Genomic DNA, 22,129 nt, shown 5'->3' on the forward strand with positions numbered 1-22,129 from the left:
GATGGGTAAATTATTAAGTGCTATTTTATGTTGTTTAATGGCTATCAGCATGAATGCTTTTGCACAAAAAGCCAATGTCATTGTATTAACCTCTGAGTTTGTTATTGAAAATAAATTCAAACAGTTAGCGCTCTTAGCAGACAACAGCTCACTTAACTTTAATTATTATTATGTTGAGCAGCTGGACGGCAATACAGATTTTATCGAGCAAGCTGACTTTATTATTGTCGACTCGCCACGTACCAGTGACCAAGCCGTTATTGCCAGCCAGCTACAAGACCGCTTGCAAAAGGTCAGTACACCGCTGGTACAAATCCAGCGCATGACACCGCAGCAGCCGTTGCAGTATAGAAATTTAGCCTTTGAGCATGCGAAAGCGATTCAGGACTACTATTTGTCCGGCATGGAGAATAATCGACGTGCGTTACTGAGCTATATCGAGCATTACTTGCAAGGTGCGGATCTGTCTCTAGTGGAAAAACCGCAGCCGTTACCCGATGGCGGCATTTACCACCCACAAGCTGAGGGTAAAATTTTTGCTACTTTAGAGGAGTATCTCGCTTGGTGGCAGCAACAGCAGAAAAGTGATTGGCAAGACAAGTCAGTGATCGCCATGGAGACCACCTCCAGCTATATTGCCGATGCACAAACTGCACATTTAGATGCCGTTATTGATGCCATTGAACAAAGCAATGGCCTACCGATTGTCTATTATCCTAAATCTCGCTCACTGACTGGTCGACCTCGCCCGCCAAGCACAGCAGCCGCTGCCGCTGCCAGTGAAACAACTCAAGCAACAGTAGATTTCCCCAATCCCAAAACCCATCGTCGCCCTGTCGCTATTGAACCTTTGTTACAACTCGACAACCAGATGATTGCCAATGTGCTCTTGGTCAATACCTTTTTAGGCGGGGACACTGAAGGGCGTAAAGCTAAATACCAACAGCTCAATATCCCTGTTGTGCAAATCCTCCATTACCGTTCGGATAACTATGCAGCCTATAAGGCAGACAGTGCAGGTGTTGATAGTTTTTCGTTGCCCTTCACCTTAACCAATGCGGAATATATTGGCATGCAGGACCCGGTTATTTTAACCACTAATGAAGGCGGGGAAATGCTGCCAATCCCTGAACAGCTGAACGTGTTGGTGAATAAAGCCTTTAACTTGGCCAGCCTGCAACGCAAGGACAATCAGGATAAAAAATTAGCGCTGTTGTTTTGGAATCACCCTCCAGGAGAAACCAACCAAGGTGCCTCTAATCTGAATGTGCCGCGTTCTTTGGAAAAGTTAACCAGCGATTTACAAAAAGAGGGTTATCAGGTTAGCCCAGTCGCTGAACAGACGATTATTGATGCGGTAGCTGCAATGCTAAAGCCCAGCTATCGCCCTGACCACTTAGACGAATTAATGGACACAGCTTTGTGGAGCTTTCTGTCTCTAGAGGCCTATCAAGCTTGGTTTAAAACGCTACCCGAAGAGGTGCAGAGTGAAATCAATGGCTACTGGGGCGAAGCGAATAATTATGCTGGTTTAGTCGCGTATCGAGGCCAGCAAGGCTTTGTTATTCCACGTTTAGAAAGCGGCAATCTGATTATCATGCCGCAGCCCAGTCGTGGCGGTAATGACCCCAGCCAAGATAAAGATATCTTCCATGACGTTAAGGTGCCGATGCACCATTACTATGCTGCGGTGTATTTATGGATTCGTGAACATTATCAAGCTGATGCCATTATTCACTTTGGTACCCACGGCTCACAGGAGTGGTTGCCGGGTAAAGAGCGCGGTTTATGGGCCTATGATGCGCCTAATCTAGCGGTTGGCTCAGTGCCGGTCATTTATCCCTATATTGTCGATAATATTGCCGAAGCCATTCATGTTAAACGTCGTGGTCGCGGGGTGATTATTAGCCACCAAACCGCTCCGCTCTCACCGGCTGGCTTATCCGATGACTTTGTCACCATCAATAATTTACTTGAAGAGTATCAACTGCTGGATGAGGGCTTGGTCAAACAAAACAACCAAGCGCTGATTATCGAGCAGGTGGTCAAAATGAATATTCATCAAGACTTGGAGTGGGACGTTGCGAATTTACATACCGATTTTGCCGCATTCTCTAGAGAGTTAGAGAATTACCTCGAAGACCTTGGAGCGGCAATCCAACCTTTAGGCCTGCATACTTTCGGTCAAAGCGCCGAGTCCGATCACTTAACTTTAACCTTGATGCTGATGTTGCAAGAGCCTTTAGCAACAGCTTTAGGCTTGGATAACTTAGCAGCAGAGTTTAAGCGTGATTATAAGGACTTAAAAGAAACCTCCGCCTATCAATTTGTCGCACAACACATTGTGCAAGGCACTGCTCTCGACAAAGACGCAACGCCAGAGCAGCAAGCCTTGGTTAAAGAAGGTCTCAATCAGTTAAATAACTTAGCTGCGCATGTGGAAACAGACAGCCTGATGACCGCCCTAGCGGCACGCTGGATTGATCCATCCTACGGTGGCGATCCGGTGCGTAATCCTGATGCCTTGCCCACCGGGCGCAATATGTATGGCTTTGATCCTTCCAGAGTGCCAACCAAAGCTGCTTATACCGCCGGAATACAGGCGCTCGATGAACTGTTACTCAGCCATCAGCTGACTGAGAAGGAAACACCGAGCAAACTGGCCTTTACTATGTGGAGCACAGAAACCATGCGCCACTTGGGGATGCTAGAGGCGCAAATCTTCGCTGCTTTGGGGGTGAAACCGGTTTGGGATCGTGGCGGACGGGTGGTCGACCTTGAGCTAATTCCCTTGAGCGAACTGGGGCGAGCACGGATTGATACGGTGATCTCACTGACGGGCCTGTATCGCGATCAGTTTCCCAATTTAATTGAGCGTTTCAATCAGGCTATTGTAATGGTTGCTGAGCAAGACGAGCCGGCCGCCATGAACCCAATTCGCGCCAATACACGGCAAGTGCTGCAACGATTGTTGGAGTTAGGCTATCCAGAAGATCAGGCACATAACCTCGCGCTCACCCGAGTGTTTGGTACAGAGTCCGGTGATTATGGCACTCAGCTGCCGGAAGCCACACTGGCCTCAGATAAGTGGGAAGCAGACGATAATCAGCTTGCTGAGCTCTACTTGTCACGCATGTCTTGGGCTTATGGCCCAGATACATCACAGTGGAGCCAAAAGCCTGCAGCCGTCAACGGTCAAGCGCTGAATCTATATGCCGAACAGCTTAAGGGTACGCAAGCAGCTGTGTTCTCCCGCTCCTCAAATCTAAGAGGTCTACTGGATACCGACCATCCTTTTGAGTACCTCGGTGGTATTTCCTTAGCCGTGCAGCATTTAGATGGCGCTGCACCCAAGCTGTATATCGCCAATTTACGTGACCCCAATCGCGCTAAATTACAAAGCGCCGAGCGTTTTTTAGCCAATGAATTGCGCGCGGTGTATCAGCATCCCAACTGGCTGGCAGAAATGCAAAAAGAAGGCTATGCCGGCACCTTAGAACTGCTCAATACCATCAATAATTTTTGGGGTTGGCAGGTGATGGATGAACGCATCGTGCGCGATGACCAGTGGGAGGAGTTTCACCAAACCTATATTAACGATAAATATGATTTATCCCTAAAAGAGTGGTTTGAACAAAGCAATCCAGCAGCCATGGCGCAAATCGCTGAACGGATGCTGGAAGCTGTTCGCAAAGACTACTGGGACGCCAGCGAGCAAACCAAACAAGAATTGGTTGAGCTATACCAAGAGTTGGCCGCACAACATGATATCTACACCAGCAATGAAACCTTTAAAGCCTATGTGGCCGAACTGGCAGCTGGTTATGGCCTCTCCGGTGTAGCACCTGCTGCCGTTGAAGCGGCGGCACATCCAGAGCCAACAGACCCCGCCGAGGCAGAAACCAGCAACTCACCTTTAGAGCAGGTTAAAGGCCAAGAAATGGCTGAAATAGCCCCAGCAGAACCTGTTGAAACTGACCTTTGGTGGCTGTGGACTTTATTTATTTTAATCGGCTTAGGTGCTGCTTACCAAGCCATGCTCGCGCGTAGACAACGTATCTTCATAGGGGAATAAAATGGGTTTTATTGAATTAACTATGTACCAAATCGCTGGCATGTTTTTGCTGCCGGTATTTGCCGTGCTTGCCGTGCTCTTTGTCTATGCTTTGTTTGAACTAGGTCGGTTTTTGTTTGAAGTTGTACAGCGCCGCTTTAGCGCAAATATATCTAAACCACTAACCTGGTATTACCGTCAGCACCCCCAAGCAGATTTAGAACACTTAGAACTACAAGTACTAAAAACGCTTGAGCCTTTGCGCGTGGTGAGCCGCGTTTCACCGATGCTGGGTCTGATCGCCACCATGATTCCCATGGGCCCAGCACTAATGGGCGTCGCTTCAGGTGACTTTATGAGCGTCGCGGAAAACCTATCCGCTGCGTTCTCCGCGGTCATTATTGCCTTGATAGTGGCCTCAATAGTGTTCTGGATCCTTTCCGTGCGACGTCGTTGGTTGCTCGAAGAATTAAAGCAGCTAGTACCTATTGTTGAGCAGGGGGTTTAGTAGTATGAGTCGTTTAAAACTCAATATCCTAGAAGACGAAGATGACGATCCTATCGCCAGTACAGTGAATATCATTGATGTATTTTTAGTGGTGATTGCTGTGTTACTGGTTATTTTAATGTCGAATCCAATCAACCCATTTACCACGGAAGAAGAGATTATTGTGATTAAAAACCCCGGTAAACCGAATATGGAAATGATGATTAAGGAAGGCACTGAGCTAAAACATTACCAATCAACGGGTGAAGTCGGCGAGGGTCAAGGCAGTAAAGCAGGAATCACTTACCGCATGGAAGATGGCAGCATGATTTACGTGCCTGAATAGGCTGAAAAACCAAGGTATTTCTGCATAAAATTGATAAGGCATAGCCGGCCAAAATGCTCGTTTACTCTGTGTAAACTGCGTTTTTGAGCCGGTTTGTATCAATACTTAGACGCAAATAACCACCTAGCGGCTCCCACAACGCAGTTTAAGCAATGAGCCTGTCGGATGTCGTGCGCCCGTGAAGCTTAAGATTCGCGACCCCTGGCATATTTCTGAGTAAGCATGCTGGCATAGTCTTGCAGCGAAGCCGCCACAGCCTGATCAAAACTGATCAGCTGGCCACCGGCATCGGACATAACCGTTTCTGCAGCGGAACGCTGAGAAAAAGCGTACTTGCTGACCGGACTCATTACCGCACGCAAGCTAGAGCCAATCAGGTAGGTGGCAGAGGATGCTTCAATCAACGGCTTAGGCTCGCCCGCAACACCAAAATCCGCAGCATAAATAGTTTTGAAGCCGCGCTTGCGTTCGCGCAACATGGCCTCGCTGGCGCAGTTGATTGAGCAGATTCCTTCGGCATGGCCATCAGCATAGTGCAATAGGTGACGAGAGAAGTGGAACTGGCGCCGATCCATATTGCAAATAACGCAGCGCGGGTACTTATCCAGTTCATTGTCCAGCGGAGCTGCATCCGGCTGACTGGTCGACTCATCGACCGCAAATGCCTGACCGATTGACCCACCCATAGCTGCTACGCTGGTTATGGCCAGCCCAGCACCCTTTAAAAGTGTTCTGCGCTTCATGGATCTTTCCCCCGCTGATGGTTGTAAGAGTACCGCGCGCCCATTAACCAACAAGCCGCCACCCGATATTAGGGTACTGGACATCCATGGCAAGTGTGCATTTTGTCGCAGTACTATAAGAATACCGTTGAACCTACCTTATCTGCTGCAAACCATCTTGCACTATTAGGTTATGCCGTCATGGTTTGCGTACTGCTGCGCATAAGTTCTAGGATATTACGGTTTTTGAGCGGCCTTTTTAAACACATAAAACAAGTTGGGTTCACTGACAATATAAATAGTGCCTTGCCCATCCATCGCCACGCCTTCCGCTTGTTTAATGCTCCGGGTTAAGCCATTAAAGCCCATGGCTAAACTGATAAAGCTGACTGGATTACCGTCCTCATCTAACTCTAACAACATTCGGGACTCATCAGAGAGGACCAATAAGTGTCCAGTACGCTGATCAATCGCTAACGAAGAGAGATCGCGCATAAAGACCTGCTCAGATCGCAACTCTTGTAGAACCGGTACTGGCGTCTCAACGCCATCCTCTGCGTCTGGAAACGGTAAGCTAAATAAACCAAAGGGGCTGCGCTCCTTGGCCAATAATATGCGTTGATTACGCGCATCCCAAGCAACACCCTCAAAACCCTTATTACCACCCGCGTTAGCACCTAGACTGATAGATGGCAACGTATCACTATCAATAAACTGCGCATCCAGTGGTAAATAAAAGGCGGTTAACTGTCCACGGCGCTCATCAATAATGGCAATGCGCCCATCACTCAGTACTTCCACCCCTTCAGGATCAGAAAAGCCACGCAACTCAACTATACGTAGCACTTCACCCTCTAAAGATAACTCAACTAATTTTGGTACCCTGCCCGTCACAGTAAAGAGTGTATTACTCAACGGACTCCAGCTCAGTCCTGAGGTTTCAAATTTTTCCAGTCCCGGCAGCGGCTTGGCCTGAATTACCGCACGGTAACCTGGCAGCCAAATACTCTCGGCTTGCTGTTGAGCACTGGTGTTGTGCTCTTGCCACAAGAATACGAAGCGATCATCCCAATGAAAATAATGTAGGAGCCCCATTCCTAAACCTGTACATGCGGCAATCAATACCCACACTTTCGGCCGAACCTTGAATACTTTAAACATGCTAACAACCTTCTAATTTATTACTTAAAGCAAGCTATACAACGCCCATACGTCGAGCCAATATGGCAGGCTGTTATTAAGCGCCATATCCTACTGCGAAAATCAGACCCACGCTGAAGACAATCGTTATACTCTGCGCATTGTTTATTTGGAGATGTCCATGTCACTGCCTTCTTTACGCTTAAAATCTAACTCTGATCGCCGTTTACGTAGCGGTCATCTGTGGATCTATAGCAATGAAATTGATACTCAACTGTCGCCTTTAAGCGGTTTTAAAGCAGGTGATCAAGTCATTGTCGAAAGTGCTTCTGGCAAACAGCTCGGCGTTGCGCTGATGAGCCCACAGACACTGGTTTGTGCGCGTTTGGTTTCTCGTGATGTTGAACACCGCTTAGATAAGTCGCTGTTGGTGCACCGCCTCAATATTGCCTTGTCACTGCGCGAGCGCCTCTTTACCGAGCCTTTCTATCGTTTAGTGCATGCTGAAGGTGATTTATTACCCGGTCTTGAAATCGACCGTTTTGGCGACATTTTAGTGGTACAAATCACTGCGGCCTGCATGGAGCCACATAAAGATATTATTTTGGAAGCCTTATTACAGGTCTGCAAACCGACCGGTGTGTTATGGCGCAATGATTCCAATCTGCGCGATAGCGAAGGTTTAGAACGCTACTTAGCAGTGGCTTACGGTGATGTACCTGAATGGGTGCAACTGCTCGAAAATGATTTAGTGTATAACGCACCACTTATGCAGAAAAAGGCACTGGGCTGGTATTTCGACCAACGTTTTAATCGCCTCCAAGCGGCGGTTTACTGCACCGATAAACGTGTGCTATCGGTCTATAGCGATGTCGGTAGCTGGGCGATTCCGGCGGCATTAGCCGGTGCCAGCGAAGTCCTTTGCGCCGAAGCCTCTGCTCAGGCTTTAGATGCTTTAGAAAACAACGCTCAACTCAACGATATCGGCGAAACCCTACTCTGTGCTGAAGGTGATGTACTGGAAACCTTACAAGCACTGAAGCGCGATGAAGAACGTTTTGACGTGATTATCGTCGATCCGCCAGCTTTTATTAAGCGTAAAAAAGATCAAAAAACCGGTGAAGCGGGTTATCGCAAACTCTATGAGCATTGCATCCGCTTACTCAGCCGTGATGGTATTTTAATTTGCTCATCCCGCTCGCCGTTTTTCACTGAAGAAAGCATGCACAGCACTTTGCTGGCCAGTGCGCGCCATTTGGATCGCAATATTCAGATTCTCGAGCAAAGTGGGCAAAGCGCGGATCACCCGATGCACCCCGCCATCCCAGAAACCCGTCACCTGAAATACACCGTGTGCCGTATCTTACCCAACAGTTAAGCCGGTCCAGCACGCCACAGTTAAGCAAAACGCCGCTGCCCTTTGCCCACTTGCGCAGGGCAGCGTAGAATTAAACGATTCTCGTCACTACCCAAGGCGAGCCTAAGCATGCTTTGCCGATCGCACGGTCACCCCGCAGCAGCAGTAGCAGATGCGCTTACCGCCCTTATTTTATTTTTTGCAGGAAGTTCTGATGCCTGATTATCGTTCGAAAACCTCAACCTTCGGCCGCAATATGGCCGGTGCCCGTGCACTATGGCGCGCAACCGGTATGACCGACGAAGATTTTCATAAGCCCATTATTGCTGTGGCCAACTCCTTTACCCAGTTTGTCCCGGGTCACGTGCACCTGAAAGATATGGGCCAATTAGTCGCCCGTGAAATTGAGCGTGCCGGTGGTGTCGCGAAAGAATTTAATACCATTGCTGTGGATGACGGTATCGCCATGGGCCACGACGGCATGCTCTATTCACTGCCGAGTCGTGAAATCATTGCTGACTCCGTGGAATACATGGCCAACGCGCACTGCGCCGATGCCCTCGTGTGTATTTCCAACTGCGATAAAATCACCCCCGGTATGTTGATGGCTGCTTTGCGCCTGAATATCCCAGTGGTGTTTGTCTCTGGCGGCCCCATGGAAGCCGGTAAAACTAAGCTGGCCAGTCACGGTTTAGATTTGGTTGACGCCATGGTGATTGCGGCGGACGACGATGCTTCAGACGAAAAAGTTGCCGAATACGAGCGTAGCGCCTGCCCGACCTGTGGTTCATGCTCCGGTATGTTCACCGCCAACTCTATGAACTGTCTGGTTGAGGCTTTAGGTCTTGGCTTACCAGGCAACGGTACCGTTCTTGCCACGCACGCTGATCGTGAAGAATTGTTCTTAGAAGCCGGTCGCACCATTGTTGAGCTGTGCCGTCGCTACTATAAAGAAGGCGACGAATCTGCCCTGCCACGCAATATTGCCAACTTCAAAGCCTTTGAAAATGCGATGACGTTAGACATTGCTATGGGCGGTTCGACCAACACCATTCTGCACTTATTAGCCTCGGCGCAAGAAGCTGAAATGGACTTTGATTTACTGGATATTGATCGCTTATCACGTATCGTGCCTGAGCTGTGTAAAGTCGCCCCCAATATCAAAGATTATCATATGGAAGATGTGCACCGTGCCGGTGGTATCTTCAGTATTTTAGGCTCGCTGGCGCGCGGTGGTTTCTTGCACACTGACCTGCCAACTGTACACAGTAAGACCATGGCGGATGCGATTGCCAAATGGGATATCACCCAAACTGACGACGAAGCCGTGCACACCTTCTTTAAAGCAGGTCCTGGTGGTATTCCCACCCAGACCGCATTTAGCCAAGCCACGCGCTGGCCGACCTTGGATTTAGACCGTGAAAACGGCTGTATCCGTAGCGTTGAGCACGCTTACTCGCACGAAGGCGGTTTAGCTGTTCTGTACGGTAATATTGCTTTAGATGGCTGCGTAGTAAAAACTGCCGGAGTGGATGAATCTATTCACGTATTTAACGGCAAGGCGAAAATCTTTGAAAGCCAAGACTCTGCAGTACGCGGCATTCTCGCGGACGAAGTGAAAGCCGGTGACATCGTGATTATCCGTTACGAAGGTCCTAAAGGCGGTCCGGGCATGCAAGAAATGCTCTACCCCACCAGCTACCTGAAATCTAAAGGTTTAGGTAAAGAGTGCGCGCTCCTGACAGATGGCCGTTTCTCTGGTGGTACCTCGGGTCTATCCATTGGTCACGCGTCTCCAGAAGCGGCGGCTGGCGGTGCCATTGGTCTGGTTCAGGAAGGTGATAGCATCTTAATTGATATCCCTAACCGCAGTATCAATCTGCAAATCAGCGATGCTGAACTGGCTGAACGTCGTGTGGCACAAGATGCCAAAGGCTGGAAACCGGTTGAAGTACGCACTCGTAAAGTGACCACTGCATTGAAGGCTTACGCGCTGTTAGCGACCAGTGCTGACAAAGGCGCGGTACGTAACAAAGCTATGCTGGATGAGCTAATACCCTAGGCTCTAGTGCTTAACACGATTAAAGTGCGTTAAATAAAAAAGCCCCGATTCTGCAAAGATCCGGGGCTTTTTTGTACGGATAATCACTCAAGGTTATGCTAATTAAGCCAGATCATCATGCTCAGCCAAGAGTTTCCAACGCACTGACGTGACACTTTTCTCTAAACTAACGCGACTGACAATTTGTTCTAATTGCGATTGATGACCTGACTGCACCAGTACTTCGGCACTGACCAGCAAGCAATCGCTATCATCTAAATCTTTACTCAGCAGTGACTGCAAGGTGAATGACATATTACTCAGCGTATGCAGCAGCAATGTGCGTACATGCACCTCATCATCGCCATGGCAGACAATATGAATAGCATAACGCTGCTCAACTTCAGTATCGACAACGTTTAAACGGTTAATACGTAGCGCCGCATCACGTAGTAAGATATTAGCGCACAAAATCACCACGGCCCCCAACGCCGCTTCAAGCAGAAGCCCCATACCGCACAGCACACCAATTGCTGCCGAGCACCATAAGGTTGCCGCCGTATTCAGGCCTCGAATATTGAGGCCTTCGCGCATAATAACGCCTGCGCCTAAAAAACCAATCCCCGACACCACCTGCCCAGAAATACGCCCAGCACTGCTGAGATCACCGGTATACGCAGACACCAAGACAAACAAACTGGCACCGGAGGCCACCAACGCATTGGTACGCAAACCTGCCAATCTTTGTCGTAATTGACGCTCAGCACCAATCACTGCACCTAACATCATCGCCACAGCGACGCGCAGCACGAAGTTTTCCCAAACCATGCTGTTTACCTCTAAAAAATATATTGAGTAACAAAAGCGCTTTACAAGAACGCATGAGATACGCCAGCAATACCCTCTGCTACGCAAGCCATAGACATAGCAGAAGAGACTGCGATATGACGTTTTAAGCGCCAGCCGTAGCGTCTACGGCTGGCGCCAGCTACTTAAACAACTGCTACATCGGCAAGGAAATGAGCCGCAATAAACAGGTAGATCACCACGCCCACAGCATCACACACGGAGGTAATCAACGGCGCACTGGCGCTAGCAGGGTCAAAGTTAAATTTGCTGAGCACAAAAGGTAGGCTCATGCCGATCATACAACCGATCATTACGATGGTAACCATACTCAAGGCCAAGACCAAAGCGATGGTTTCATCACCACGGATATAACCTAGAACCGAGACGGCAGCGGCCATCGTACAACCGAGCGCTAAGGCAACTAAGGCTTCACGGCCGATCAAATAGAGCCAGTCACGCATCACTACTTCACCGGTAGCTAAGGCGCGTACCATCAATGTGGCAGACTGTGAACCAGCGTTACCGCCACTGTCGACCAGTAATGGTAAAAAGAATACCAAGACTAAGTTGGCGGCAATAATGTCTTCAAAGTGAGCAATACCGGCACCGGAAAATAAATTGCCAAACACCAGTAAAATCAGCCAAAACACCCGTTTGCGATACAGCAAACCAATACTGGCATCCTTTAAGTTACCAATAACCGTGCTGACACCAGCTGATTTATGAATATCTTCGGTGACTTCATCACTGGCCACGTCCATGGCATCGTCATAGGTGACAATCCCAACGAGCACGCCATCTTCATCGGTAATGGGTAACGCCAGTAAGTCATAACGGGCTATTTTCTTAGCAATGTCTTCTTGGTCTTCAGCAACCTGGCCGCTCACTACATCACTGATCATTAAATCTTTAATCGATCGACCAACATCGGCCAAGATCAAATCGCGCAATGACACCACACCCAATAACTTGCGGTTATCATCAATCACATAGGCTTGATAAATAGTCTCAGCATCAGGCGCTTCATTGCGCAATGAGGCCATCGACTCGGCGACAGTCATGTCTTTTTTCAACATGGCATAGTCAGAGGTCATCAACGCGCCGGCGGTGCCTTCGACATACGCAGACAACTTACGAATATCTTCACGCTCAGCTTGAGCCAAGGCGGGCAGCAAGGTATCGCGCTGATTTTGGTCAAAGCGTTTAAATAAGTCAGTACGCTCATCCGCCGGCATCTCGCTGACTATTTCAGCCAAAGTCGCACGCGGAAACTCACGCGCTAAACGCACTTGTTGCTCGGGCTCGAAATAGGTAAAAACTTCTGCGCGGTTGGCTAAGCGTTCGAGCAGTCGCCAGCATAAAGCAGGATCGAGCTGCTCTAGAACATCAGCCAGATCGACAGGACGCAAACTTTTAATCGCAGCAAGGGCGTTATCGAATTGATTATTTTTAATTGCATCGCTCAGAACGAGCGCGAGGTTGTTATGGGTATTGCTCATTGTGTCTCTCCAAGCGGCCTACATCGGGCAACTGAAGGAGACTACAAATCAGACAAGGCTGTTTTCAGTCAACAGGAAGCCGTCAGCAAACACGCTGATTTTAGTATGTGATGAAGTCCAACAGGGACTTATACAAGAACTTTCCATATAGCCTTTTATTTTCTCTGAAACCGCTTATGCGGCGGGCGAATACTAAGGGAAGTCTCCTGTAATAACAACCGCAGCGCAGTTTTACTTATTCAGTGAGCCGATGATTCTGATGATGGTATGCTTGGTTTAATTAAATAATTATTTTTAAATAAAATCTTTTGAGTGGTGCTGCGCACCCTGCTTGGAGTTTGTTTTGACAGCCACAATTGATGACGTAAAAACCTACTTACTGGATCTGCAAGAGCGTATTTGTGCTGCTTTAGAGCAGGCTGATGGCGGATCTTTTTTTGAAGAAAGCTGGCAGCGACCCGGTGGTGGCGGTGGTCGCACCCGGGTGTTAGAAAACGGTGCGTTGATTGAAAAAGGTGGAGTGAACTTCTCCCACGTCTATGGCGACTCATTACCGCCATCAGCCAGTGCGCATCGTCCAGAGTTAGCCGGCCGCTCATTCCAAGCCATGGGTTTATCCTTAGTGATTCACCCAGAAAACCCGCATATTCCGACATCGCACGCCAATGTACGCTTATTTGTCGCGGAAAAGCCTGGCGAAGAGCCGATTTGGTGGTTTGGGGGTGGCTTTGATTTAACCCCTTATTACGCCGAAGAAGAAGATTGCGTGCATTGGCATCAAGTCGCGCACGATGCCTGTGCGCCCTTTGGTGATACGGTTTACGCCGATTATAAAGCCTGGTGCGATCGCTACTTCTATCTCAAGCACCGTGATGAGCCGCGCGGCATAGGTGGTTTATTCTTTGATGATCTCAATCAGTGGGATTTTGCTACCAGTTTTGCCTTTATCCGCGCCATTGGTGATGCCTTTCTGGATGCCTATCTGCCGATTATTGAGCGTCGTCGACATACGCCATTTACTGAACAAGAGCGCGAGTTCCAAGCCTACCGCCGTGGCCGTTATGTCGAGTTCAACTTAGTCTTTGACCGTGGCACTTTATTTGGTCTGCAATCAGGTGGCCGCACTGAGTCAATTTTAATGTCGCTGCCGCCACAAGTACGCTGGGGTTACGACTGGAAACCTGTAGCCAATAGCCGCGAAGCACGTTTGACTGACTACTTTTTACAAGACCGTGATTGGCTGGGCGAGGCACGTGCACAATGAAATATTATGGCGTCTTTGGCAATCCCATTGCCCACAGTAAATCACCATTAATTCATCGTTTATTTGCCGAGCAAACTAGCCAGCAGATCAGCTATGAACCGCTATTGGCAGCGCTAGATGGTTTCCCTGAGGCGGTGGCGCAGTTTTTTAGTAATGGCAGCGGTGCCAATGTTACTGTGCCTTTTAAAGAACAAGCTTTTGCTCTTGCCGACCAGCTTAGCCAACGAGCGCAACGGGCGAAAGCGGTCAACACCTTAAAGAAACTCAGCGACGGCAGCTTGCTCGGTGATAACACCGACGGTGCAGGCTTAGTTAATGATTTACTAAATAACAACGTCGTCTTAGCTGGCAAAAAAATCTTGATTTTAGGTGCCGGCGGTGCCGTACGCGGTGTATTAGAACCGTTGTTAGCGCAAGGGCCAGCCGAGGTTTGCATTGCCAATCGCACCGTCGAAAAAGCTGAACAATTGGCGCGTGAATTTGCCGATTTAGGCCATATGACCGCGGCCGGCTACGACTGGATTGATGCACCAGTGGATATCATTATCAATGGCACATCGGCCAGTCTTAGCGGTGAATTGCCACCATTGGCCAACACGCTGGTGAAGGCAGATCACACAGTGTGCTACGACATGATGTACAGCAAGCAAGCGACTGTCTTTAATCAGTGGGCGCAACAACAAGGCGCCGCGCGTACTTTAGATGGCTTAGGAATGTTGGTCGAACAAGCGGCGGAAGCTTTTTATCTGTGGACCGCTGTACGTCCAAACCCAGCGCCCGTCCTACAACAACTGCGCGCACAACTTTAGCTGTCAAGCCGAACGCAGCACCTGCCCGCTACGCAAGTCGCGGATGGTGCTGGGCTTACTACTCTGACCCAGCTCGCCGTTGAGTATCGCATCAAGTTGGCCATGGAAATACTGCTCAATACGCAGTCGGCTTTTCGCTGGCGGCAGACCACTGGGATTGGCTGAAGTGGAAACCAGTGGACCGGTTTGCGCACAGAGTCGTGCCACTAAAGGATGAGCACTGACGCGAATCGCGACACTATCATGTGCGCCAGTAATCCATTCTGGCACACGATTCTGATGCGGCACTAACCAGGTATTAGGACCCGGCCAACTGGCGCTGAGCTGTGTCATCTCGCCGACCGTTAAACCCTCTAGCAACCAAGAAAACTGCTCAATACTGGCCGCCACTAAAATCAACCCCTTATGCTCAGGGCGCTCCTTTAAGGCCAACAAACGCGCCACTGCCGTCGCATTAAAAGGATCACAACCCAACCCCCAGACTGCTTCGGTAGGATAGGCAATCACGGCGCCACGATGAATTTTTTGCGTGATCTGTTGAATCTGCCAAGCACTGGTCATAATTTTTCTACATGAGTGAAATCCGACATTAAGACGCTATTTTACTTGAAGTCGGCATAAGGCGTTAAGGGTTCAATGGGTAATTTTAAATCACCCTGCCAAGGCTCAAATGAATAACGCACATAAAGCATGGCTCGACTCGGTGAGTAATCTTCACTGTAGCGCCAATCTAAGCCGGTGCCTAACACCCAATAATCATTCAAGCGGCGCTCGACTAAACCAGTGATGCTGTAACCCACACCACGACTTGACCCACCCTTAAAACTATTGCCGGCGATAAAGTCAGCATAAGACACATTCTGACTGGCCAAGTCTTGCCATGGATCGGCTATTAATCCTTGCTCAGGGTAATACGACATCTCTCGCGTTCGTGATGCAGAGACCGACACACTGCCTTCTAAGAGATACGACCAGTTGACTGTACGTCTGGCATAGCTGACGGGTAAGGATAGTGAGGCATATTGCTGCGGACTGTAATAACCACCATGGCCTAAAGTGTATTCACTCAAGTCCTTTTGATAACGCCAAAGCATCGTATTCACGCCAACTGTCAGTCTTTCATGCGGTGTATTAATCAGTCGGCGATAATAGCCGGCCATTAAGCGTGAACGGGTATTGTCAGCAACATTTTTTCCCTTTAACTGATGATGGCTGATATCGGCCCAAACACCATTGGCATTACCCTGATCCCAACTTAAACCCAGTGCAGCGCCATTGGCCATCACCCCACCCCACTCAATCCCCGTGCGTGGATCTTTCGCGCCAGCAAAGGATAATAAGGAGTTGGATAGTGGTCGGCGTGATGCCGTAAGACTCCAGCCGGTAGAACCTATTTTATCTGAGTAAGTAATACCGCCCACCCAGTTTTGCACAGTAAAACCATAAGGAGTACTGCCTACATCAAAGGATAATTGTTGGTTATACCAACCTGCAGCAAAACTGGTGCCGTCCGCTTTTTGTGTGAGCCCATGGCTACATCCGGCTAATGACTGCTGATTGCCTAAATTATCAGAGCCGGCAAACGAGCACGTACCAAAACGATCTGAGTAACGCCCATCAGCCGCTTTTTTTAATGTGCCAGCATCCAACCGTACATGGTCTGCACGTAAAAATGCTCGCCCGTCGCGCCAGGCAAACTCCGCATGCGCTATTGAGGTATTGGCGCTCAGCGCTGACAATCCCGAGGTACCGTCATTACGCCACGCATGGTCATTATGTAAGGTAAAGGTCGCTGTTTGACGCAAATATAATTGCGCGGCTTCGGCGCGTAGGCCGCGGGCTAACCAATCATCTTCGGCGCTTTCACGCATGGCGGTCGTGAATGCCACATTATCACGCGGGGTGCTGGCAGCAGTCGTTAACAGTTGCGCATCACGCATACTGGCAGCATATAAATCCAGCGCTTGCTGCGCATCTTCTTCAGCCGTCAAGCGGGCTAAATCGCGATAGAGCAACGCATTAGGTTCAGTCAGCAGGGCAGCTTGCTGTTGTAAAATATTTTGTGCTCGACTTTTTTCACCCACCAGCACCCATAAATTGGCCACGCGACGATACGTGTTAGCTGTCTGATTCTCAGCCGTCAACTCCGTACGGTCTAAAGCCTTACGTACTTGCTCAGTATTACCTTGTGCCGCCCAGTTTTCCATCTGCCCTAAACGCGCATCAAGATTGTCCGGCTCAACCTGAAGCACCTGCTCGTAATAGGTTAGCGATTTTTCATAATCACCCAGATCATAAGCCCATTGCGCCACTTGTAGACGCACAGCTTGCGATTGTGTGGCGCCTTCAAGCAGCGCAAATGCTTGTTGTATGTTGCCACTGTCATACAAGCGCTGTGCCTGATCGATCAGCTGTACATTGCGTACACGCATTGCTAAAGCATGCATGTCCTGCGTCCAAGCCGACGCAGGAATGGCATTTAACGTCGTTAGCGCAGCATCCCAACGATCCATTGCTGATAATAAAAGACCGTGCGCATAACGGCTGACTGGGTTACGCAGGTGCGCCGATAAATGCTGCTGGTAAGCTTCTAGAGCGACCGCATCCTGTCCCTGCTCCCGTAGCGCGACGGCTAGGCGATAACTGGCCCATGGGTCAGCTAGGTTCAATTGCTGGATTTGTCTTAATGCCTCTATCTGCTCATGCCAACGCCCCTCTTGTTGCGCCCGCTCAGCGCGCTGTTCAAGCAAGGTTATCTGTAGGGTCAGCTTAGTCTGCACAAACAGCCGAGCATTGCGCGGCTCGAGCGTTGTTAAGAGATTAAACGCTTGCTCTGTTGGCAATGTGGCGATGTAACGCAAGATACCCGCCTGGGCACTTTCATCCGCAGGAGACAAGCGTAGTGCTTGTGTAAAGTATGCCAAAGCCGGCTCCGGCTGCTGCATCGCCAAGGCAGTATCTGCTAAACCGAGCACAGCAAAAATACTGCGTGCATCACGTCGATAGGCTTGCTGATAAAGCTGCTGGGCGTGTAGAAAATCGCTACGTGCAAAGGCCTCATCTGCTTGATCTAATAATAACCAATATTCAGTCGAAGCAATTAAACTAATCCACTTGGACGTTTGATCATCACGCAGCTCTTTTTCTTTAGCTAAACGAAAATAGCGTAACGCTTGCGTGCGCTCTCCCATTCGTGAGTAAGCCAGTCCCAGTGCGCCATACAATTCGACATCATCTGGATAGACGCGAATGGCTTGTTTTAAGCGTGCAATGGATTGGCTATTATTGCCTTGCTCTAACAATCGCAAGCCCGCTTGCCCTGCCTGCCAAGCGGGATCACTCAGTAAGGCTATGTGTTTATCACGCTCAGCTTGCCCTTTCGATGCGATATCTAAGCCTACATAGCGTTCGCTAAAGTCTGCCCACAAATGTCGTGTCTGACTGCTGACCGGTAGGGTGATTAAATAGGCAAATTCTCGACTCGCAGCCCACTCAGCTTGAGCTTTTTGCTCGGCTAACTGATGCAAGTACTGCAAGGCTTGAGCTGTTCGATTGTCTTGAAAATGATAATTAATCAGTGCTTTTAACAGACCTGAATGCTGAGGAAATGTCTGTAAAAGCGCGGTTAACGCCACAATGGCTAACGGGCGCTGTACGGCTTGCTGAGTGCGAACCTGCCAGTACTCAACAGCAAGATCGGCATCTGGATAGTTGCCTTGCAATAACGTATCGTAAATTGTTCGTGCTTCCTCAAAACGTCCTGCTGCCGCATATAAGCGTGCTTGCGCTAATTGCTCACGCGCAGCGGGTTCCGTCAGCTTAAGCAAGAGTGCGCCCTGGTTATATAACTCAGAATCAGGCACCACCTGCTTAAGCTTCGCGAGCAGCTCAGAGGCACGTTGCAAATCATCTAGCCGTACCGCTAAACGCAGTTCAGCTAAAATCCCGCGTGGGTGATTGGGGTAAATACGGTATAAGCGCGCTAACGCATCTCTGACAATATCATCACGGTACAGCGCCTCACCCAGCTGAATCTGCTCCAACATATTTTTTTCAATACTGGCAACGGCTAAAGGCTCAAGACTGGCCTGTGCATAACCCACGCTCAACGTTATACAGGCGGCGATACTTAATAAGAGTTTATTCATTACAGTCCGCCCATGCAGGTACTAAATAGCCGTGCTGATCAAAAAAATAACGTTTTTCATCCCATCCTTTGCCAAATAACAGTAAGGCTTGATTGTAATAGCCAAGATCTTCGACAGAGGTGTGTTGTAAGCGTAGGCGCTGTTGTTGCGCCAACGGGGTATCGCTGAGTAACGGTAAAAGTGCCGCAGAAAAGCCCGGCGGCCCCATGCCTTCGGCAGTGCCTTGCAGTACATCAATGCTTTCTGCAGGTACAGCGTGTTGGTCAAGTGACAGTAAACCACGCTTAAAATGCTCTTTTAAGGCAGCGCTATCGAGACTATCGGGATGCAACATGCCCACCCATAAATACACTCGAATCGCATCGTAACTGCCCGTTTTTTCGTCATCTTGAGTAGCGGTCCAACGATCAGTTCGACTGACCCAATCAGGCGCCAGCCCGAGCGGCGCTGTTTCTATTAAAAACCGTGCTGTATTAGCGAGCAATTCTGTCCATGGCGTGCCCGGTTGAGCCTGCTCGATTCTGGCGAGCAATTGGGGTGGCACATAGCTGGGATTAAATCGCCAGCTCTCTTTGTGACTAAAGCCATATTTACCCGGCATCAGCAAATAACCAAAACCTGGGACGTTAACCACCTCTTCTCGCGCCATACGCTGCAGCATTAAGTGACCTAACACGGTATAGCTGCGCTCATCCCATAAACGTCCTGCTTCTAATAAGCTGTAGGCAATCCATAGATTAGAGTCGGACGCGGTATTAGTGTCTAAAACACGCCACCTATCTTCGCTGCTGCGACCCCAGAGCCAAGCAGGCAAATGCGCCGTTAAATCACCTTGCGCAAGATTGTCTTCGGTCCAGCGCACTAAGCGTCGAAACAGCAGTGGATCATTGTTGACGAGGGCAAAAAACATCGCATAACTTTGCCCTTCAGAAGTCGTAATGTGTCGCGGATCAGAGGCGTCAATCACTCGCCCCTGATCGCTAATCAGCATCTTTTGAAATACGCTCCAGTCATGCCATGACGTAGAGCATGTCTCATTGGCTTGTGCCAAGCTACAAACAAGCCCAAGCACTATGCCTACTAATACTCTACGCATCTTGTCCTAAACGTCTACGCGCAATCAGGCGAAGCATATGCCAACACAACACAGAGACCAGTAGCACGACAAAAAAGGCGACTCCGGCTAATAATAAAGGTCGGTCGGACAAGTGATACCAAAGCCACTTCCACCAAGGCAAATCACCAACGTAATACACAGAGCCAACACTGTGATAGCTGACCCCAGATTCTCGAATCAAGGCCACTGAGCCTTTGATCGCCTCTCGCTTGCCTTGGTCATTAAGCGCAGCGCTTAATAACGCAAAGTCTTCATCGCTACTGGCCAGCAATCCAACAATACTGCGCTGCGGATACACTTCAGATTGTAAGCCGATAACCGCTGCCATAGGTGCCAACGACTTAACATCAACAGCTGATAGAGGATCACGTTGACCCTGATCAGATTGAACAAAGTGACTGTTTTTCTCATCAATATTTATCTGTGGCTCACGCGCTTGACGCAAACGGCTTTGCGTACCCTGCATCAGTAAATGGGCATCAGGACGTTGTTTAATATCTGCTGGCATACTACCAATCAGCAACAGATCAGCATCAAGCTGACTGGCGGCTGCCCAGTCATCCATCACTCGGACTTTCAGCGCTGGATAGCCAATTTGAGCGCCCATTTTACTCAGCACTTCAAGCACTAAGCGGGTCTGTTGAGTCGTTGCTGCAGCAGATGCTACGACAACTGTTTCCGACAAGTCTGCCATGCGACTGAATGGAAAGGCACTGCCGGTAAACGTATATAAATTTGGCATGGCCAGATAATGATGAAAACCGGAAAAGTCGATTACTGAGTTCTCATCAATAGCAGCACGAATATTAACCGGCAATACTGTTTGGCATTTATCACGTTGCGCGCTACCCACTGTGCTAGCAAAGGAGAAATCAAAGCGTATCTGGTTGGTTAAGCCAACTTTAAGCGCAGGAATTAACAACCCTTGGTTAGTATTGGCTCTTTCATTATCCATTAACGGCAAACGCATTTTTGTTAACAGTCCCTGCTGGTTACTCGAGCGTAAGCTATAACTGTGTATGTAATTGTCGTTAATACTTAAATTGAGTCGCGAATCATCATTGTTGATGGGTGGTGAATAGCGATAAATGATAGATGTGGGAATACCGCTGTTACGCCAAATAAACAAGTCAGGTGGCAAATTAAGATTCAATATAATCGGTGGAGGTAACAGTCCTGACACCTCCAGTTGACCTGGGTAACTGCTCAGCTCAGAGAAAAACACAGGTCGCTCAGTGCTCACCCAATTGGGCGCATCATAAGGTTTACGCGGCGCAATATTTTTAACCTCATTAACGCTGACACTTTGCCCACGAAACAGCGGATTACCAATCGCTAGCGCTGAAGCTGCAGTCACTAAGTCGCTATCATCACGACCTAACACCAACAGCATTTTATAATATGGACTGTCCGGCAGACTGATTAAATCAACCACAGGACCCTGCACTTGCGGGTAATCCTTGAGAAAGTCTGGACGCTGCGAGTTAGTGGCAAAAACGATCACATGCTGCTGTGGCAAGTTGTTGTAATGCACTGGAAAGCTCAGCTCACGCCACTTGGCCTGAGTACCAAAGTAAGATGACAGAATCACGCTGGCTTGTAACTGTTGACTACTGGGTGCTTCAGCAAAGACAAAAGGCAACTCTTGTGCTCGCATATCACCTGCATCAAAAAAAGGTTCTGGAAAAAAAGAAAGATCATTGCTCAACGCTAATGCTTGCTGATTGACTCGCACTTGAGTTTTCTGGCTGATATCCAACCACAAGGAAGAGTGGGCTAAATCCTCACAAATATCGGTGTAATGTCCAACAAATTCTAAACGTATGCGATTAAATGTCATCATCATACGAGGGTCCAACGCGAGCGCTCGGCGCACTTGTTGCCCCGGTTCAGCATCGTCTATAGATACAACGCCCATCATCTCTTCATTTAAATACACGCGCAAATGAGACAGCTTTGGTAGCAATGCCGGTGACGGTGTAAAGACTAAATCCAATTCAGCGCTGGTCACGACTTGATCGCGACGCACCGTAAACTCCAGTTGCTGAGTATTATCGATACCCAACAATTTAAAGTTATCACCTTGCGCTAAACGGGTTAAGCCATATATATCGCTACGCAGTGGTGCTAAAGGCCGCGTCTCCAGCGTAGCGGGATCAAGCTCGATAACCGACTCTGCTGCAGCTAGGGGAGCCGCTGCGAGCTGCGCATAGGCAGTACTATATAAAAAACAGGATAGTAAGCCTGCTAGACCCATCTGCAACTTATGTAATAGAGGCTTGGACATCATGTTTAA

The 22,129-nt window shown here is 48.9% G+C and carries 15 protein-coding genes; 7 read left to right on the forward strand and 8 right to left on the reverse strand.

Features of this window, described 5'->3' with window-relative positions:
- Window position 1 precedes the first annotated feature (1 nt).
- Genes cobN through JYJ62_RS08925 form a run of 3 tightly spaced genes read left to right on the forward strand, consistent with a single transcriptional unit; the run spans window position 2 to window position 4,887 of the window.
- Window positions 2-4,075, forward strand: a complete 4,074-nt coding sequence (gene cobN, locus JYJ62_RS08915; protein WP_205341859.1) for a cobaltochelatase subunit CobN — start codon at window positions 2-4, stop codon at window positions 4,073-4,075.
- A gap of 1 nt (window position 4,076) precedes the next feature.
- Window positions 4,077-4,562, forward strand: coding sequence for a MotA/TolQ/ExbB proton channel family protein (locus tag JYJ62_RS08920; protein ID WP_205341860.1), 486 nt, complete (start codon window positions 4,077-4,079; stop codon window positions 4,560-4,562).
- Between the two features lie 4 nt (window positions 4,563-4,566).
- Window positions 4,567-4,887, forward strand: a complete 321-nt coding sequence (locus JYJ62_RS08925; protein ID WP_205341861.1) for a DUF2149 domain-containing protein — start codon at window positions 4,567-4,569, stop codon at window positions 4,885-4,887.
- A 185-nt stretch (window positions 4,888-5,072) separates the two neighbouring features.
- Here the strand turns inward: JYJ62_RS08925 and JYJ62_RS08930 are convergent, their stop codons facing one another.
- Complete coding sequence (locus tag JYJ62_RS08930; RefSeq protein ID WP_205341862.1) at window positions 5,073-5,630, reverse strand: nitrous oxide reductase accessory protein NosL; 558 nt, start codon at window positions 5,628-5,630, stop codon at window positions 5,073-5,075.
- 216 nt (window positions 5,631-5,846) lie between these two features.
- A complete protein-coding gene (locus JYJ62_RS08935; RefSeq protein ID WP_205341863.1) occupies window positions 5,847-6,770 on the reverse strand; it encodes an SdiA-regulated domain-containing protein in 924 nt (307 codons plus the stop codon).
- Window positions 6,771-6,930: 160 nt separating this feature from the next.
- On the opposite strand from JYJ62_RS08935, the gene JYJ62_RS08940 reads away from it, so the two are divergent.
- Complete coding sequence (locus JYJ62_RS08940) at window positions 6,931-8,127, forward strand: class I SAM-dependent rRNA methyltransferase (protein ID WP_205341864.1); 1,197 nt, start codon at window positions 6,931-6,933, stop codon at window positions 8,125-8,127.
- 193 nt (window positions 8,128-8,320) lie between these two features.
- A complete protein-coding gene (ilvD, locus tag JYJ62_RS08945; RefSeq protein WP_205341865.1) occupies window positions 8,321-10,168 on the forward strand; it encodes a dihydroxy-acid dehydratase in 1,848 nt (615 codons plus the stop codon).
- 102 nt (window positions 10,169-10,270) lie between these two features.
- On the opposite strand, the gene JYJ62_RS08950 is transcribed toward ilvD, so the two are convergent.
- Together JYJ62_RS08950 and mgtE are read right to left on the reverse strand one after the other, a co-directional pair.
- Window positions 10,271-10,975 (reverse strand): MgtC family protein, encoded by a 705-nt coding sequence (locus tag JYJ62_RS08950; RefSeq protein ID WP_205341866.1) that lies wholly within the window; start codon window positions 10,973-10,975, stop codon window positions 10,271-10,273.
- A 164-nt stretch (window positions 10,976-11,139) separates the two neighbouring features.
- Window positions 11,140-12,495, reverse strand: a complete 1,356-nt coding sequence (mgtE, locus tag JYJ62_RS08955) for a magnesium transporter (RefSeq protein ID WP_205341867.1) — start codon at window positions 12,493-12,495, stop codon at window positions 11,140-11,142.
- A 343-nt stretch (window positions 12,496-12,838) separates the two neighbouring features.
- On the opposite strand from mgtE, the gene hemF reads away from it, so the two are divergent.
- Window positions 12,839-13,759 (forward strand): oxygen-dependent coproporphyrinogen oxidase, encoded by a 921-nt coding sequence (gene hemF / locus JYJ62_RS08960; protein WP_205341868.1) that lies wholly within the window; start codon window positions 12,839-12,841, stop codon window positions 13,757-13,759.
- Window positions 13,756-14,568, forward strand: coding sequence for a shikimate dehydrogenase (aroE, locus tag JYJ62_RS08965; RefSeq protein ID WP_205341869.1), 813 nt, complete (start codon window positions 13,756-13,758; stop codon window positions 14,566-14,568). The genes hemF and aroE overlap by 4 nt, the downstream gene beginning before the upstream one ends.
- A 3-nt stretch (window positions 14,569-14,571) precedes the next feature.
- On the opposite strand, the gene JYJ62_RS08970 is transcribed toward aroE, so the two are convergent.
- From JYJ62_RS08970 to bcsB, 4 genes are read right to left on the reverse strand one after another with little or no spacing between them, the layout of a single operon-like run.
- Window positions 14,572-15,129, reverse strand: a complete 558-nt coding sequence (locus JYJ62_RS08970) for an L-threonylcarbamoyladenylate synthase (RefSeq protein ID WP_205341870.1) — start codon at window positions 15,127-15,129, stop codon at window positions 14,572-14,574.
- A 41-nt stretch (window positions 15,130-15,170) separates the two neighbouring features.
- Entirely contained in the window at window positions 15,171-18,716 is a 3,546-nt protein-coding gene (bcsC, locus tag JYJ62_RS08975; protein ID WP_205341871.1) for a cellulose synthase complex outer membrane protein BcsC, read from the reverse strand.
- Complete coding sequence (gene bcsZ / locus JYJ62_RS08980) at window positions 18,709-19,812, reverse strand: cellulose synthase complex periplasmic endoglucanase BcsZ (RefSeq protein ID WP_205341872.1); 1,104 nt, start codon at window positions 19,810-19,812, stop codon at window positions 18,709-18,711. Before bcsZ ends, bcsC begins: the two co-directional genes overlap by 8 nt.
- Window positions 19,805-22,123 (reverse strand): cellulose biosynthesis cyclic di-GMP-binding regulatory protein BcsB, encoded by a 2,319-nt coding sequence (bcsB, locus tag JYJ62_RS08985; protein WP_232365751.1) that lies wholly within the window; start codon window positions 22,121-22,123, stop codon window positions 19,805-19,807. The genes bcsZ and bcsB overlap by 8 nt, the downstream gene beginning before the upstream one ends.
- Window positions 22,124-22,129 lie beyond the last annotated feature (6 nt).

The sequence above is a fragment of the Denitrificimonas caeni genome, from assembly GCF_905120345.1.
Taxonomy (GTDB): Bacteria; Pseudomonadota; Gammaproteobacteria; order Pseudomonadales; family Pseudomonadaceae; genus Denitrificimonas; species Denitrificimonas caeni_A.

What these genes read in the sequence shown, in the direction of transcription:
- cobN (WP_205341859.1), top strand. Translation starts at nt 2, where the DNA reads ATGGGTAAATTATTAAGTGCTATTTTATGTTGTTTAATGGCTATCAGC.
- JYJ62_RS08920 (WP_205341860.1), top strand. Translation starts at nt 4,077, where the DNA reads ATGGGTTTTATTGAATTAACTATGTACCAAATCGCTGGCATGTTTTTG.
- JYJ62_RS08925 (WP_205341861.1), top strand. Translation starts at nt 4,567, where the DNA reads ATGAGTCGTTTAAAACTCAATATCCTAGAAGACGAAGATGACGATCCT.
- JYJ62_RS08930 (WP_205341862.1), bottom strand. Translation starts at nt 5,630, where the DNA reads ATGAAGCGCAGAACACTTTTAAAGGGTGCTGGGCTGGCCATAACCAGC.
- JYJ62_RS08935 (WP_205341863.1), bottom strand. Translation starts at nt 6,770, where the DNA reads ATGTTTAAAGTATTCAAGGTTCGGCCGAAAGTGTGGGTATTGATTGCC.
- JYJ62_RS08940 (WP_205341864.1), top strand. Translation starts at nt 6,931, where the DNA reads ATGTCACTGCCTTCTTTACGCTTAAAATCTAACTCTGATCGCCGTTTA.
- ilvD (WP_205341865.1), top strand. Translation starts at nt 8,321, where the DNA reads ATGCCTGATTATCGTTCGAAAACCTCAACCTTCGGCCGCAATATGGCC.
- JYJ62_RS08950 (WP_205341866.1), bottom strand. Translation starts at nt 10,975, where the DNA reads ATGGTTTGGGAAAACTTCGTGCTGCGCGTCGCTGTGGCGATGATGTTA.
- mgtE (WP_205341867.1), bottom strand. Translation starts at nt 12,495, where the DNA reads ATGAGCAATACCCATAACAACCTCGCGCTCGTTCTGAGCGATGCAATT.
- aroE (WP_205341869.1), top strand. Translation starts at nt 13,756, where the DNA reads ATGAAATATTATGGCGTCTTTGGCAATCCCATTGCCCACAGTAAATCA.
- JYJ62_RS08970 (WP_205341870.1), bottom strand. Translation starts at nt 15,129, where the DNA reads ATGACCAGTGCTTGGCAGATTCAACAGATCACGCAAAAAATTCATCGT.
- bcsC (WP_205341871.1), bottom strand. Translation starts at nt 18,716, where the DNA reads ATGAATAAACTCTTATTAAGTATCGCCGCCTGTATAACGTTGAGCGTG.
- bcsZ (WP_205341872.1), bottom strand. Translation starts at nt 19,812, where the DNA reads ATGCGTAGAGTATTAGTAGGCATAGTGCTTGGGCTTGTTTGTAGCTTG.
- bcsB (WP_232365751.1), bottom strand. Translation starts at nt 22,123, where the DNA reads ATGATGTCCAAGCCTCTATTACATAAGTTGCAGATGGGTCTAGCAGGC.